The organism is Chryseobacterium contaminans (assembly GCF_001684955.1).
In the GTDB taxonomy this organism is placed as follows: Bacteria; Bacteroidota; Bacteroidia; order Flavobacteriales; family Weeksellaceae; genus Chryseobacterium; species Chryseobacterium contaminans.
In genome coordinates this window covers 1-14,830 of sequence record NZ_MAYF01000365.1, presented here as the reverse complement: position 1 = coordinate 14,830, position 14,830 = coordinate 1, and the positions used below count along the sequence as shown (strand labels likewise).

The window sequence follows — 14,830 nt, the reverse complement described above, 5'->3', positions numbered from 1 at the left end:
TCCCAACTCGTTAGCAGCCTCTGCATTAATCAGAAGAATTTCTGCAAATCTTAAAATCCTGATATTCTGAATAGATCCGTAACCACAAGCACTCTTATTCAAAGCTTTTGGCACATATACTTTTTGATTATAGGTAGTTACAGACTGAGCATCTCCCATAGCAATTAAATCGCCCTCCGGAGTTGTTTCTCCATTTCTAAGAATTGTAAGTTCTTTTCTGATATCACCAGGCTCAAAGGCATTTTCAAGTGCACTGGAAGGCGTAAAGAATCCCCATCCAAACTGATCTCTTACCCCCTGTACTTCTGCGTACTGGCTTCCTTTCAATGGGGGTATACAGTCGCAGTTTACCTCAAAAACAGATTCTTTTCCAAATTCTCCTGACGGTCTGAATACATGATTGAAATCCGGATCTAAGTCGTACCCCATTGCCATTACCTGGTTAGAAGTATCATAGGCTTTCTGCCAGTCTTTCTTATAAAGATATACTTTTGAAAGTAAGCCTAAAGCTGCCCCTTTCGTTACTCTTCCCAAATCCGAAGCAGGATAACTCTGAGGAAGGATTTCTGCTGCACTGGTAAGATCAGATATAATGAAGTTATATACCTCTTCTACGGAGTTTCTTGGAACCTTATAATTGCTCTGAAGTCCGTCAAAAATAGGAACACCACCATATATCCTTACTAAATTAAAATAAAGGTATGCTCTCAACATTTTTGCTTCTGCAACCAGTCTTGTTCTTAATGCAGAGTCCATATCAATCTTCGGAACATTGGTAATCACCTGATTACAGCTGTTTAAGCCTTGCCATTGTCCAATCCAATATCCTCTTATCCCCTCATTACTAACCGTAAATGTAAAATTATCATACTCATTGATAAAAGAAGCATCTCCTGGATTAGATCCTTTAACCACATCATCTGCTGGGACTCCAAATACAAACTGGTATGGGAAAGCAGAATTCTCCCAGCTTCTTAAAAAACTATAAATAGCACTTGTTGCCTGTATTGCATCATCCTGTGTCTTAAAAAAAGAGGCAGCCTCTTTATAACCTTCCTGCTTAATATCTAAATAATCATTGCAACTTGATGCAAGTGATAATAATGCGATTGATAAAAATATCTTTTTCATAATTCTTTCTTGTTAAAATGTTACATTAAGCCCCAAAGTATAAATAGCTGAAATTGGATAAATATTATTATCCACACCCATTTGTACTCTATCAGTATTTAAGATTTCGGGGGAGAAGCCATTATATTTGAAACTTGTCCAAGGATTCTGTGCACTTACATATAATCTTAGCTTGGTAATAGACATCGATTTTGCAAATGATGTAGGTAAATTATACCCAACCTGAATATTTCTGATTCTTATATAACTACCATCTTCTACATAAAAGCTGTTTGGTAAAATAATAGCTTGGTTATTGGTAGCCATTGGATAAGCATTAGATGTTCCTGCACCATGCCATCTGTTATTGTAAAAATCTAAATCCCAGCTTTCATTTCCATAGCGCTGCTCTCTGTTGAAATTGTAAATTTTGTTACCAAACACCCCTTGGAAATCAATAGCGAAATCAAAATCATATACTTTCATATTTACACCAAATCCATAGGTTCCTTTTGGAATAGGGTTTCCTAAAAATGTTTTATCTCTAACATCTATCACCCCGTTTCCATCAAGGTCTGCAAATTTAAACCCTCCTATTTGTGCTCCATTTTGTGTTGCTGCAGCATCTACTTCAGCCTGATTCTGGAAAACACCTGCAACCTGATAACCATAGTATGAACCTACAGCCTGCCCTTCCTGTAACCTTATAATTGAGTTACCGTATAAACTAGCACCTGCATTTAGATAGGAATCATTTAAAACAGAGGTGATCTTATTCGTTAAAGTGGTTAAGTTTCCATATACTCCAATTCTTATATGATCATTAATTTTAGTATCATAATTAACCGAAAACTCAAATCCTTTATTATTAAATGAGTAGGCATTGGTAATAAAATTATTCCAGTTAGATGCCCCAGAAACCATACCTTGAACGATACCATATACTACGTCTTTAGTGTCTTTATCAAAGTAAGTAGCATCTATTTTCAATTTATTATTGAACATCGCCATTTCCAACCCTATATCTTTTCCAGTAGTAGTTTCCCAGCCAATATTTGGATCTATAACAGTGTCTATCGTCTGTGCAGGATAGCCGGAATTTCCGAAATAGGCTCCACCTTCCAAAATAGTTGTATTGAGTGTATAAGCTCTTTGTACATCAGGATTCCCTAGTTTACCCCAGCTTGCTCTTAATTTTAAAAGATTCACAACATTCTGCCCGCTCATAAAGTTTTCTCTGGAAATTACCCATCCTGCACTTACTGCCGGAAATACACGGGATCTGTCATTGGCAGAATATTTAGAAGTTCCATCTCTACGAACCGAAGCATTCACTAGATATTTTCCATCATAATCATAATTAAGCCTTCCAAAAAAGGATTGAATTCTATCCTGATACGGAATAACATCTCTCCCCTTATATTCAAAATCTGTTCGATAAATATCTGTTCCTTTAGAAATATCCATAGAAGCATTTGTTCCGTCATAATTAACATTCAAAGCTTCTGCATAGGCTTGAGAATAAGAATTTCTAGTTCTGGAGAATCCTGCTAATACTTCTAGATTATGCTTGCCAAAATCTTTTTTCCAGCTTAATGTATTATCCCAGATATAATTTCGTGTTCTTGAATCTCTCGTTATTAACTTATTTGGTTTTTGTTCAGCAACAGGAGCATACCAAGATGTTGGTGTAAACTCATATTTATTCGAATTAATATTATCAGTACTATAACTAATTCGTAATGTAAAGTCTTTTAAAAATTTATATTCTCCCCAAATATTATTCAATAATCTCTCTTCTCTGGTTTGCGATCTGAACAGATCCAATTTCGCTCTGGAATTAGGCACTTTAGCTAATGTAAAATATTGGTAATCTCCAGTATCAGGATTAATAGGAGTGTAAACAGGAGGAGATGAATAAGCATCTAGTACAGGATTATTTGCATGGTCTGTACGCATTTTTGAAAAAGTGAAATTATTACCGATTGTAATATTATCTGTAATTTTATAACTTAAATTCGCTTTGGTATTAAATCTGTTAAAGCCACTTCCTGAATTAATGCCTTGTCCCGCTGCAAGATTCCCTTCATCCTGAAGATTTCCAACACTTACATAGTAATTTAATTTTCCTAGAGTACCTGAAGCGGAAATATCATTAGAGTTAATAATGCTTGTTCTGAAAATCTCTTTAAACCAATCTGTATCATTAGGGTAAGAAGATCGGTTTAAAAATACAGGGTCTTTTGCTTTATCATTGATTAGTTTTTCATTATACAGCTGTAAATATTGGTCTGAATTAACCATTTTAGGAATATTCGTTACTGTTTTAATTCCTAAATAGGAGTTAAAATTGAAAACTGGTTTTTTCCCCCTTCCTGCTTTGGTTTTAATAATCACAGCACCATTAGATGCCCTCGCTCCATAAATTGCCAAACTCGAAGGATCTTTCAAGACACTCATAGATTCAATATCCTGAGGGCTTAAGAAAGAAATATCGTCGGTAATCATTCCATCAACAATAAAGACGGTCTTACCTGTTAATGAACCAATACCTCTGATATCTACTCTTGGTGACCCTCCCGGTGCTCCAGAATTTAAAATCTGTACACCTGCTACTTTTCCCTGTATAGAACTAAGCGGGTTAGCATTAGGTTTATTCGCTAAATCTTTAGCAGAAACGACCCCGATACTACCGGTTACGTTCTCCTTTTTCTGAGATCCATATCCAATCAGAACTACCTCATCGATCTTTTGCTCTTTAGCAGCAGTATCTTTAGGTTGAGTCTGAGCATTGACATTCATACCGAAGTATAAAACAGCAATGAGACATGAATACTTCAAATTACTTTGTTTCATATAGTTTCAATTTTATTCGTACAATCAGATTTTCAACATTGTCTCATTTTGAAGCAATTAATTTCTCAAATGAAGACATTAACCAAAAATAGAAAAAAAACCCAAACTTGTTAATATATCTTAAAAATTCAAAAAATACTTTGTTTTATTAAATAAAAATACCAATAAAATAAAATTACACAAATTAAAAAACAAAAATACCACCAATAAAATAAAATATCCACAACAACAAAATCATCTTTTTAATCTAAAAAATCACCAAATAATTCACTAATCATTAATATTTTGTTAAATAGATAATAGTATTTACCTTTGGTGCAGTTTTTGAAAAAAGCAATAAAAAGATCAATGAAAAAATATATCATTGCAGCGGCTCTTATAATGGGAACCGGTGCCCTTATTACGACCACTGTACAATCCTGTACAACAATTGCCACTTCCGATATGGGGCTTTCCATTATTAAAAGAATGCTACTTAATGGTATTGATAAAGGAATGGGAGTTTACGCTAACAAAGAGGCCTTTTTACAAAATAACATGGTAGATAAAGCTCTTCCTAAGCAACTTAGAGAGATCAACTCTATGCTGGAAAAAATTGCTCCTTCACTGGTTGCCAAGGAAAGAGATTATATTGCACAGGCAGCAGCCTATACTGTAAATACTTCAAAACCTATCCTACAAGGTGCTGTAAACAGTTTAAACGCCCAAGATGTAAGCAGAATTATCCAAGGGACTACTGCTACTCAAATTTTGAAAGAAAAAACATCCCAACAGCTTGTTGCAGCTATTGCTCCAAAGGTAGACGAAAAACTGAATGAGTACGGTATTGTAAAAACAATCAACACTGCTTTAGCCGGAAGTAATTTTCTGGGAAGCCTTTTAGGAGGAAACAGCAATACAGTAAATGCAGGCGGATTAAGCCAGCTTGCTTCTGAACAATTGGTAGCCGGACTCTTTAATATCATCGAGGATTATGAACACCAAAACTCCAAATCGCTGTTAGGGCCATTTGGAAAATAGAGAAAAATTCGTTATATTTATATATTATATTAGAATTGCAGATGGATATATTACAAGGAAATCAACACGCAAATCCTGAGGATTTCTATAAATCTTTACAGGAAAAACTGGAAGGTCACCATGATTTTCCGGAGGATTATTTATTTAAATTTATTATTCCTACAGATCAGTCAAAACTAACTGAAATTTACAAAGTTTTTGACGGGATTAAATTTACATTAGGAAACCGCGAAAGCAAAAATGGAAAATACACTGCCTGCAACATTAATGCATTTGTTTTAGATGCTAATCAGGTCGTGAAAATTTATCAGGAAGTAGCAAAAATAGAAGGGGTAATTCTATTGTAAAATAAAAAAAGACCGTCAGAAAATGACAGTCTTTTTATTGGAGTGTAGAAAAAGAATAAATCTCCTCCTATTTAACAACAAAGTTGCGGCTGTTTCTAAGAAACAGCCGCAACTTTTATATATATTTATTATTTCTCAATAAAGAACTTTACATTCTCAATAGGTCTTCCCAGCATGGCTACTGAGCCTTTTACCAGGATAGGTCTCTGGATCAGGGAAGGATTTTCAGACAAAATCTTGATCCATTCTTCTTCGGAATAATTTTTATCTGCATAATTTTCAGTATACAGTTTATCTGTCTTCCGAATGATATGAAAAACACTCTGGTTAAGCTTTTTCAGTACGGTCTTGATCTCAAGAATACTAAGCGGATCCTCAATAATATTAATGATCTCAAAAGGCACTCCATTTTCATCAAGATATTCTAGTACTGCGTTCGATTTTGAACAGCTTCCATTATGTAAAACCTTTACTAACATTTCTAATTATTTAAAAAATTAAACTTGTCTATCACAAATTTAACAAGAATTCAATGGACCTTGTCTTAATGTTCTGATAAAAGTTTGTTAAAACAATCCGTGTAATTCGGTTTCAATTTTTTCCAGGATCAATCCAAAATCTTCCGGTTTCTCTACGAAATCTAAATCGTCTACTTCAATAATCAACAACTTCCCTTCTGTATAATTGGAAATCCATTTTTCGTATTTCTGATTCAGTTTTGAAAGATATTCTATGCTGATGGATGCTTCGTATTCACGTCCTCTTTTGTAGATTTTCTTTACCAGATTCGGAACATCTGATTTCAGATAAATTAAAAGATCCGGTGCAGAGACAAATGACTTCATCAGATCAAAAAGAGATGAATAATTATTGAAATCCCTGTCTGAAAGAAGATTCATATCATTTAGGTTTTCTGCAAAAATGTGAGCATCTTCATAAATAGTACGGTCCTGAATAATGTTTTTACCGCTTTCTCTGATCTCCTTCACCTGGCGGAATCTGCTTCCCAGAAAATATACCTGCAGTGCAAAGCTCCATTTACTCATATCTGAATAAAAATCCTCCAGATAAGGATTGTGATCTACGTCTTCAAATTGTGCATCCCATCCGTAATGCTTGGAAAGCATTGTGGTTAAAGTTGTTTTTCCTGCTCCAATGTTTCCTGTAACTGCAATATGCATAATATTCTTTTTCCTTGTATTTACTGATTAATTGATAAGCTTTTCTACGCCTGCAGCCTGAACTTCAGAAGTCTCTTCAATCAATTTTTCCATTGTATTATCAGAGGGTTTCTTTTTTGTCTCTGTTTCATTAGACTTTTCTTCAACATTTTCTACAGGCTTTTCATTAGTTTGCTCTAAGGTTTGAAGCTCCATTTCCTGTTGTTTCTGCTGTCTGGCTTTCTTTACTTTTTCAAGACTGTAAAGATAAAGCTTGTTCCCCTTGATTTCAAAATAAGAAAGGATGTTTTTATCCACAATTTGCGCTTCCGGATCATCAAAAACAACACTCATTCCTTTCTCAGGAACATATTTTAAAATTGAATTATTGGTAATAACCAAAATAGTATCATTCTCTCTTCTGAATCGTTTTCCATTATCCACTGTTGCTTCAAACAGTTTTTCGAACTTCAGGTTATAAATTCTGATATGTTTTTTGGTAAGAACATACACTTTGGTTTCATACACCAGTAAATCCATCAGATCCTCAAAGCTGATATCAAAAGGAAATGAGTTGATAGTGGTATCATTTCTGAAATTATACTGAATAAGGCGCTTGGTACTGTCATCTAACAACCATAATTGCTGCAAATCTTCAGCATAGGCCATTCTTATAAAACCAAATTTCTGTTTAAAATCTATTCGCTGGATCTCGTTCATATTCTGATCCACAAATTTCATTTCCTGGGCATTTTCAGAAAATAAAGGTACGTTTAAAGGATTTTGTACCGTCTGAACCTTATAAGGGACGGTAAGCATCATTTTCCCGATCTGTTTTCCCAAAGAGTCATATTTGGTAAAGCTAAAGTCCTTATTTTTATAGATGTACAGATTTCCGTAATCGTCGGCAAGCATGTCTTTGGCTTCTTTCAGCTTCAAAGTATCCAAAGGAAGAACATTCTGCGCCGCAGAGGTACAGAAGATAAAAATGCATATCAGATAGATTAATCTCAAAATTCTTTTACTAAGATAGCGCCCCTTACGGAACGCTACCAATTTACATATTTATTTTATTCAGACAGAAATTGTTATGAAACTTTTCTTATTTAATAACAACTTCATAAATCTTTGGCCAGTTCTTCCCTGTTACCAGCATATTTTCTCCTTTGAAAGCAATTCCGTTCAGAACATCGTCGCTTCCTTTGGTATTTTGTTTTGCGATTTCTGTGAAATCAAATGTACCCACTACTTCTCCTGTTGTAGGATTGATTTTAAGGATGATCGGTTTTTGCCATACATTAGCATACAGGAATCCGTTGTGGTATTCCAGCTCATTCAGTTGGTCATAAGCCTGTGAACTTCCTGCTACTGCGATGTATTTGATAAGTTTTGAAGGATCTTTAGGATCAAGGAAATATAATAATTTACTGCCGTCTGATGCAATCAGGTTTTTCCCATCATAAGTTAATCCCCAACCTTCACCTAATACATTTGGATAAGCAAATTCTGAAAGCAATTTAAGGGAACTTTTATCATAAATATATCCTTTTTTGCTTTGCCATGTTAACTGGTATACCTTATCACCAACAATGGTACTTCCTTCAGAAAAATCTTCAGGAGCCTGTTTCGTAGAAGCAAGGGGTGTAGTTGTTCCTAATGTATATTTTAAAATCTGCGAAGATCCGTTCTGTCCATCACTTTCATAAATAGTATTTCCATCTGCCTGGAATCCCTGTACGAAGTTTTTAGGGTCATGAGGATATTCTGCTACAATCTGGTAAGCAATATTTTTTTCAGGATTTTTTGCAAATACATTGATGGTTGCATCCTGGTTCAATACTTCCCCACCTTTTGTTTTGATATTGAAAGTAACTGCATTATCTCCTAAAGTAAAAAACTTAGGATCAATCGTTAAATCTGTTGTTTCTTTATCTCCAAAGCTGATGGTTACGCTTTCTGCATTTTCTGTTACTTCTTTTGGAAGCTGAAGTTTATCACCGAAGTGATACCCTTTTGCTTCCATTGAATTATTATAGGTATTTAAGGTATCAAGAATTTCTTTATCCTTGTTACAAGATGCCAGTAATAAAATTGCTGCGAAACCCGCTATTATATTTTTTTTCATTGACTTTCTAAATATTTCCCCAAAAATAGCAAATTTTATTCCGTATTGCCAATATTATCCACAGGTTCACCAAATTGTAGGATATATCCATTGTTATCATATACTGCAAATTCCCTCATTCCCCATTCAAAAGTTTCAATTTCATAACAGATTCTGGCCTTTGTTTTAAGATCTTCCCATAATTCATCCACTTTATTTACATTAAAATAAAATGATCCGGTAAAACCTATAGTCACTGGATTTTCATGCTCATTAGGCAAAGCAAGCATGATATAAACATCATCTTTCCGAAGGGAAGCCCAATGCCATTCATCATTTCTGCCTAACAATTCAAAACCGAGAATATGCATGTAAAACCCTATGGTTTCATCTAAGTTCTCAGTCCAAAGCATGGGTCTAAGCCCTGTAAATCTGCTCATGATTTCTATAATTCAAAAGTATCCCTGTAAATTTTCATATTGATAGAAACCCAGGTTTCATCATCAATTTTCACTTCATTCTTTACATCCGGATCAATAGCAAAACCTACTTTTTTGTAGCATTCAATCGCTCCGGTATTCCAATCGTATACATTCAGTTCCGCCACTTCTCTGTTGAAAGTACTGAATCCATATTTCAGGAGTTCCTGCATTACTTTTTTCCCATACCCTTTCCCGCGGTTATTTTCATCCCAGATCAGAATCCTGCCTAACAGAAAAGTTTTCTCTTTTAAAAAGATCTGCGCATGCCCGATTGTATTTTGACTTTCATCATCAACTATTTTGAAAAGGGTCCTGTTTTCATCAGATAAGTCTCTTTCAAGCTGATCTGTAGTCAAGGGAAAACTATACATCGGACCAGCAAACTGAAGAAGAGGCCTGCTATCTTTTATGTTTGAGATCAATTCCGGTGCATCCTGAATATGAAAAGATTCTAATGCTATCATTCTCTTATTTTTCTAGATATTCTTTTAAACTTTGTCCTACAATTGAGTTCCAGCCACCTATGAAATTTTCTCTTGAAAATCCTTCTCCCAAATCTTTAAAATGATCTATATCTTCATGGGTAAGCTTCACTGAAGTTCCGTTATCTTCAGGCTGTAATTCCCATGTAACGGTTGTTTTCAGATCTGAAAAATCAGGATAAGACCAGGTATGTTTTAATTTTTGATTGGGGATCATTTCCAGAATTTCACCCTGATGATGGTATTTGTTTTCACCTCCCGGCTCGTAGAAATTGAATATCTGACCTACATTGGGTTCAAAATCCTGAATATCAAAATACCAGGACTTCATTTCATTCTTATCGGTTAATGCTTTCCAAACCTTTTCAATTGGAGCATTTATCTTGTATTGAACAGTGATTGGTGTATTCATATTATTAAAGTTTGATGAACTACTAAACTATTTTAACCACAAAAGTCACAAAAGGGTTTGAACACTTAAGTTATTTTAAAGTTAATATTCTTACTGCATAGAAGAACACTTAAGTTTGAAAACCTGTAGATTTTCCCTTCGTGAATCTTATGCAAGTTAACTCTAATTTTAGACTTAGCTTAAATCCTTTTGTGACTTTTGCGGTCTTATTTTTACCTTATCGTAAAAACACTAGATTATCCGTGGGAGAAGCCGGTAATTTTTGCTTCATCAAAATCCAACTGCATTTCAATGGTTCTCATCACATGATCATCAAATATTTTCTCTTTTTTCATTCTGTGCAGTTCATTTCTCTGAGCCTGAATAATTTGACGCAGCACATCTTTATTCTGATTAATTGCTGTTACGTAGTCTCCGGTTGAAGCCATACATTGTGCTTTGTCTGCCATCAGCATCATTTCGTTTTCCAGTTTATGCTTTTGATGGCGAACAAGACTGTTAGATACGGCCAGATCGGAAAAATCATTTTCCAGTTTATGTAAAGCCGTTTCTTTAAGCTTACGCATCAAAATCACTTCCTGTTTTTCTTCCGGTAATTCGCTTCCTGCATCCTGGATATTTAATAGCTTTAGAATCGGAGCGAGTAATAATCCCTGACCAACCAGAGTAATTAATATAATAACGAAAGTGACGAACAAGATAATATTTCTGTGTGGAAATGCTTCACCATTGGGTAAAAAAGCAGGAATAGACAATGCTGCTGCCAACGAAACCACTCCTCTCATCGCAGCAAAACTGATGATAAAAGGTTCACGCCAGTCTGGTTTCGGTACTTTTAATCTTAATTCTTTCGAGCAAAGCCTTGGGAAATACATCAATGCATAACTGTATACGATTCTGGTTCCGATAATAGCTCCACCAATCACCACGCTGTAGAAAATTCCTTCGGAAATGGTATAATCTGTAAGTCCATCCACAACAATTGGCAATTCAAGACCTATAAGGATAAAAATAATGGTATTCATCAGGAATATCAAAACACTCCAGACATTTCCGGATTGAATTCTTGAGGTATGACTCAGATAACAATGGGAATTGTAAGACATCAATAATCCGCCTGCAACCACCGCCAATACTCCTGAAAAATGGAAGTGTTCAGCACCTACATACATAATGTAAGGAACAATCAGGGTAATCACCGTATCAATATTGGAATTGGTAGGAATAATCCTCAACAGCGCCCCAAACAGAAAACCTACCGCCACACCTACTGCAATTCCGCCAATGGCCATAGTGAAGAAATCCTGAACGGCATCCCTCCAGATAAACTGTCCTGAAATAACTGCTGCAAGGGCAAATTTAAAAACTATTAAACTGGATGCGTCATTAATCAAACTTTCCCCTTCCAGAATATTGGTGATCTTTTTAGGAATTTTCATGTGTTTCAATACAGAAGTAGCGGCTACCGCATCCGGCGGGGAATTTACACCTCCCAACAAGAAGCCCATTGCTACCGTAAGCCCCGGAATAATGGACGATGAAAGGTAAGCAACAACTATTGATGTTAAAAACACCAATCCGAAAGCCATGGAAAATATCTGTTTTCTCCATTTATGAAAATCCTGCCAGGAGGTAAACCATGCGGCTTCAAATAAAATAGGAGGAAGAAAAATAAGGAACACAAGATCCGGCTCTATTTCTACACGGGGCATTCCCGGAACGAAGCTTATCAGCAATCCTGCAATCACCAGGAAAATAGGATAAGCAACTTTCAGCTTCTGCCCGATCATTACCAATATCATTACAGACAGTAAGACTACAATGGATATTATAACATAACTGTGAATCATTTTGATTTAGTTTTTTTAAGTATTATTTTTTTGTTGTTAAGGTTAAAAAAAGCAGTTGATATGACTGGCTATTTTTCTAAACTTTATAGTTTTTTGTCTCACGCAGATAACGCAGATTTAAATGCAACTTCAAATTAAAGTACGATATTGTTTTTTGGAGTGATGGCTGGTGGAAGATCTGTTTCATCCAGCATATCTCTCATATCTATTTCAATGGTGCGGCTGATCTGGGTAATTGGGACATCATTGGCACTTCCTTCAAAAGGGTTTACGGATGCCTCTCCTACACTGTCTAAGGTATGGAAACACCATGTTACCAATAAGGAGAAAGGAATATTGAACCAAATTGTCCATCCTTCTACCATAGAACCTTCCCCTAATTTATCAAATTCTTTCAGTAATCCGAAAGGGACAAATACAATAAACAACAACAAAAGATAAGTTGTAATGGATGAAAAGTTCCTTGGATAAGGAAAATTTTTAATTCTCTCTGCTTTTCCCTGGCTATCAGTAAATTTCACCAATTGCTGATTGATCTGCGTCCACTGAAAATCATTGATCTCTCCTTTTTCATAAGCTTCAGACAATTCTTTGCTTTGGCGGGCCATCAATTGTGTTGCCCTGTTTTTCTTGCTCAGAATATATTGAAGTTCTGTTTCTGAAAGATATTTTTTCAATTCGTCATCCAGCTTGGAAAGCCTTTCCGGGATATCATATTTCTTGGCATATTCATCAAACTGAGCTGTTCCTGTATTTTCCCATACCCTTGGTTCTCTGAGCTGAAACCGTAAAGCAGTAAGCCATGCATAATGACGAAGGAACATTTCTTTTACTTTACCCGGATCTTTACCATTAAGAGAATCTCTTACAATATATCCAAAGCTGCGGCTATCATTAATGATAGCTCCATAAATCTGCCTTGCTTCCCAGAGTCTGCTGTAGCTGGCATTATTCTTAAATCCTACAATAAAAGCAACTGCTGTTCCCATGATGGCTATAGGCTGCCAGGGCACAGAAAGAAATTTCCAGCCTAAAAAATATAAAATCGTAGGAATGGCTGCCAATACGATTAAGGCATAAATACTGCGACGTGTCCAGTTGATGAATTCACGTGCTCCAAATCTTTTTCCTGAATGCATTATGTGTTGTTTTTTGTGTTATTTTTTAATCAGTCTCTTTTAAATAAAAGCTTTTTCATCAGCGCATCCAGCAGAAAGGTCAATATCAGTTTTTGGTAAACGGTATATTGTTATAAAAACCAATCTGAATTTGCCCTCTGTTTCTGTTTTCCTGAATCTGGTTCATGTATCCGGCTTCAATTCTCATGTTTTTGTTAATCACGTAACCCAAAGCACCATAAACTCTATTTCTGTCAAAAACAGGACTGTTGAAATGCAGGAAAATCTCATTATATACTGATGCATACAATGTTTTCGGCAGCATTTCTTTTTGAGTGATCGGAATATTCAATCCTAACATATAACGGAATCTCATTCTAAAATCATCTTCCAGAAAACGTTCTTCCAAACGATAACGGTGCTGAAGGTTAAAACGTCCGAACTTCTGCTTGGTAATATACTGCTGAAAAATCCTATGTTCTATATTTTCTTTTTTATCTCCGTTTACATACGGCTGGCTAAGGATAAATCCGTATCCTAACAACACGTTATTATTATTTTCCGTCAGGTCATATCCAATCCCGGTTCGGATCAGAAGCTGCTCCAGATCCCCAATGGCATCAAAATTCCTGTATTGAATTTCGTTATGCCAGTTTAGTTTCTTACTGATCTTATTATTTCCAAAATACATATACCAGGCGCCCAGATCATTTTTTTGTGCCCACGTAAGAACCGAACCTAAACTTAATACTGTGAATGCCAACTTCGTAAAGACCTTTCTCATGCTTATCAATTACTATTATCTATCGTTTTTAACAAAATTAATATTTTAAATCAATAATAGCAAACATAATTTTTACCCCTTAAGTTTTATGCCGGGTTCGGTAAATCATCATTATCTGTATTAAAAATAAAACCGACAGTTTCTGCTGCCGGTTTGTTTTATTATCTCTTCTGGATAGGATATGAATATGGTTACGGATGTTGCTGCATTTTAGCAGGATCATCATAATTAACCATCCAGTTGATCCCGAATTTATCCGTGAACATTCCAAAATAAGCACCCCAGAAAGTGTCTGCCAATGGCATTGTGACCTGTCCGCCTGCAGACAGACCGTTGAATAGCTTTTCTGCTTCTTCTTTAGATTCTGCATTAATAGAAATTGAGAAGTTATTTCCTTCTTTGAAGTTGGGAGCCCATTCTCCACCTGTATCGCTTCCCATTAATACCGTTTCTTTGGAAATAGGAAGGGTAACGTGCATAATTTTGTTCTTATCCTCTTCAGGAAGTTCTTTCCCTTCCATTGGCGGCATTTCTCCAAAGGTTCCGATATAAGGATATTCTCCTCCGAAAACCGATTTATAGAAATCAAATGCTTCTCTACAATTTCCGTTGAATGTTAAATAAACGTTTACTGATGCCATGATTGTTTTTTAGTTAAGTTTTAAATTGTTTTGAATTTTGCCTGTAAGTGCTTTTATATTATCGATGCTGATCGATCAGGATCATATTTCCATCCGGATCTTTCAGGTAGATATGTTCTGGTCCTGTGGTGGATTTATCAGCTTCTTTATCCAACTCTATCCCACCTTCCTTTAAACGTTTCTGAATTTCACGTACATCATCAAAGGATTCAAGGTTTTGGGCATTTTCATCCCATCCTGGATTAAAAGTAAGCATATTCCCATCAAACATTGCCTGAAACAAACCTATTAAAGTAGATCCGTTTTTCATAATGAGATAGTTTTGCTCTGTAGTTCCAGCCATAATTGTAAATCCCAGTTTTTCATAAAAATCTTTGGATTTCTGAAGGTCTTTTACACTTAGACTGATTGAAAATGCTCCTAATTTCATATAATTTTAATGTTGGATATTTTTGGAATTATTG

Annotated in this window: 16 protein-coding genes; 2 read left to right on the top strand and 14 right to left on the bottom strand. The window is 35.4% G+C overall.

The window, feature by feature from the left end; all coding sequences use genetic code 11:
* Positions 1-1,131 (bottom strand): RagB/SusD family nutrient uptake outer membrane protein (locus tag BBH99_RS21705; protein ID WP_066700572.1); only part of this gene is annotated, 1,131 nt, incomplete at its 3' end.
* 12 nt (positions 1,132-1,143) lie between these two features.
* The gene (locus BBH99_RS21700) at positions 1,144-3,966 is read right to left on the bottom strand and encodes a SusC/RagA family TonB-linked outer membrane protein (protein WP_083188903.1); all 2,823 of its coding nucleotides are present in this window, start codon (positions 3,964-3,966) and stop codon (positions 1,144-1,146) included.
* A 348-nt stretch (positions 3,967-4,314) separates the two neighbouring features.
* Between BBH99_RS21700 and BBH99_RS21695 the strand changes: the two genes are divergently transcribed.
* Positions 4,315-4,986 (top strand): DUF4197 family protein, encoded by a 672-nt coding sequence (locus tag BBH99_RS21695; RefSeq protein WP_066700568.1) that lies wholly within the window; start codon positions 4,315-4,317, stop codon positions 4,984-4,986.
* Positions 4,987-5,027: 41 nt separating this feature from the next.
* The gene (locus tag BBH99_RS21690) at positions 5,028-5,333 is read left to right on the top strand and encodes a DUF493 family protein (RefSeq protein WP_066700566.1); all 306 of its coding nucleotides are present in this window, start codon (positions 5,028-5,030) and stop codon (positions 5,331-5,333) included.
* Between the two features lie 128 nt (positions 5,334-5,461).
* Here BBH99_RS21690 and BBH99_RS21685 read toward each other — a convergent pair whose 3' ends face one another.
* From BBH99_RS21685 to BBH99_RS21630, 12 genes are all read right to left on the bottom strand, one after another.
* Entirely contained in the window at positions 5,462-5,812 is a 351-nt protein-coding gene (locus BBH99_RS21685) for an ArsC/Spx/MgsR family protein (protein WP_066700565.1), read from the bottom strand.
* Positions 5,813-5,899: 87 nt separating this feature from the next.
* Positions 5,900-6,514: a deoxynucleoside kinase gene (locus BBH99_RS21680; RefSeq protein WP_066700564.1), complete on the bottom strand. Its 615-nt coding sequence runs from the start codon at positions 6,512-6,514 to the stop codon at positions 5,900-5,902.
* A 27-nt stretch (positions 6,515-6,541) separates the two neighbouring features.
* Positions 6,542-7,507, bottom strand: a complete 966-nt coding sequence (locus tag BBH99_RS21675; RefSeq protein ID WP_066700573.1) for a hypothetical protein — start codon at positions 7,505-7,507, stop codon at positions 6,542-6,544.
* Between the two features lie 88 nt (positions 7,508-7,595).
* On the bottom strand, positions 7,596-8,618 hold the full coding sequence (locus BBH99_RS21670; RefSeq protein WP_066700563.1) for a glutaminyl-peptide cyclotransferase: 1,023 nt from the start codon (positions 8,616-8,618) through the stop codon (positions 7,596-7,598).
* 35 nt (positions 8,619-8,653) lie between these two features.
* Positions 8,654-9,037, bottom strand: coding sequence for a VOC family protein (locus BBH99_RS21665; RefSeq protein WP_066700562.1), 384 nt, complete (start codon positions 9,035-9,037; stop codon positions 8,654-8,656).
* A 5-nt stretch (positions 9,038-9,042) separates the two neighbouring features.
* Positions 9,043-9,543 carry a GNAT family N-acetyltransferase gene (locus tag BBH99_RS21660; RefSeq protein WP_066700560.1) on the bottom strand — a complete coding sequence of 167 codons (501 nt, stop codon included), beginning with the start codon at positions 9,541-9,543 and terminating at the stop codon, positions 9,043-9,045.
* A gap of 4 nt (positions 9,544-9,547) precedes the next feature.
* A complete protein-coding gene (locus tag BBH99_RS21655) occupies positions 9,548-9,973 on the bottom strand; it encodes an SRPBCC family protein (RefSeq protein WP_066700558.1) in 426 nt (141 codons plus the stop codon).
* Positions 9,974-10,209: 236 nt separating this feature from the next.
* Positions 10,210-11,823, bottom strand: a complete 1,614-nt coding sequence (locus BBH99_RS21650) for a Na+/H+ antiporter (protein ID WP_066700556.1) — start codon at positions 11,821-11,823, stop codon at positions 10,210-10,212.
* 134 nt (positions 11,824-11,957) lie between these two features.
* A complete protein-coding gene (locus tag BBH99_RS21645) occupies positions 11,958-12,962 on the bottom strand; it encodes a bestrophin family protein (RefSeq protein WP_066700552.1) in 1,005 nt (334 codons plus the stop codon).
* An 85-nt stretch (positions 12,963-13,047) separates the two neighbouring features.
* A complete protein-coding gene (locus BBH99_RS21640) occupies positions 13,048-13,725 on the bottom strand; it encodes a DUF2490 domain-containing protein (protein ID WP_066700550.1) in 678 nt (225 codons plus the stop codon).
* Positions 13,726-13,916: 191 nt separating this feature from the next.
* Positions 13,917-14,366, bottom strand: coding sequence for a VOC family protein (locus BBH99_RS21635; RefSeq protein WP_066700548.1), 450 nt, complete (start codon positions 14,364-14,366; stop codon positions 13,917-13,919).
* A gap of 58 nt (positions 14,367-14,424) precedes the next feature.
* Entirely contained in the window at positions 14,425-14,796 is a 372-nt protein-coding gene (locus tag BBH99_RS21630; protein ID WP_066700546.1) for a VOC family protein, read from the bottom strand.
* Between the last annotated feature and the right edge of the window lie 34 nt (positions 14,797-14,830).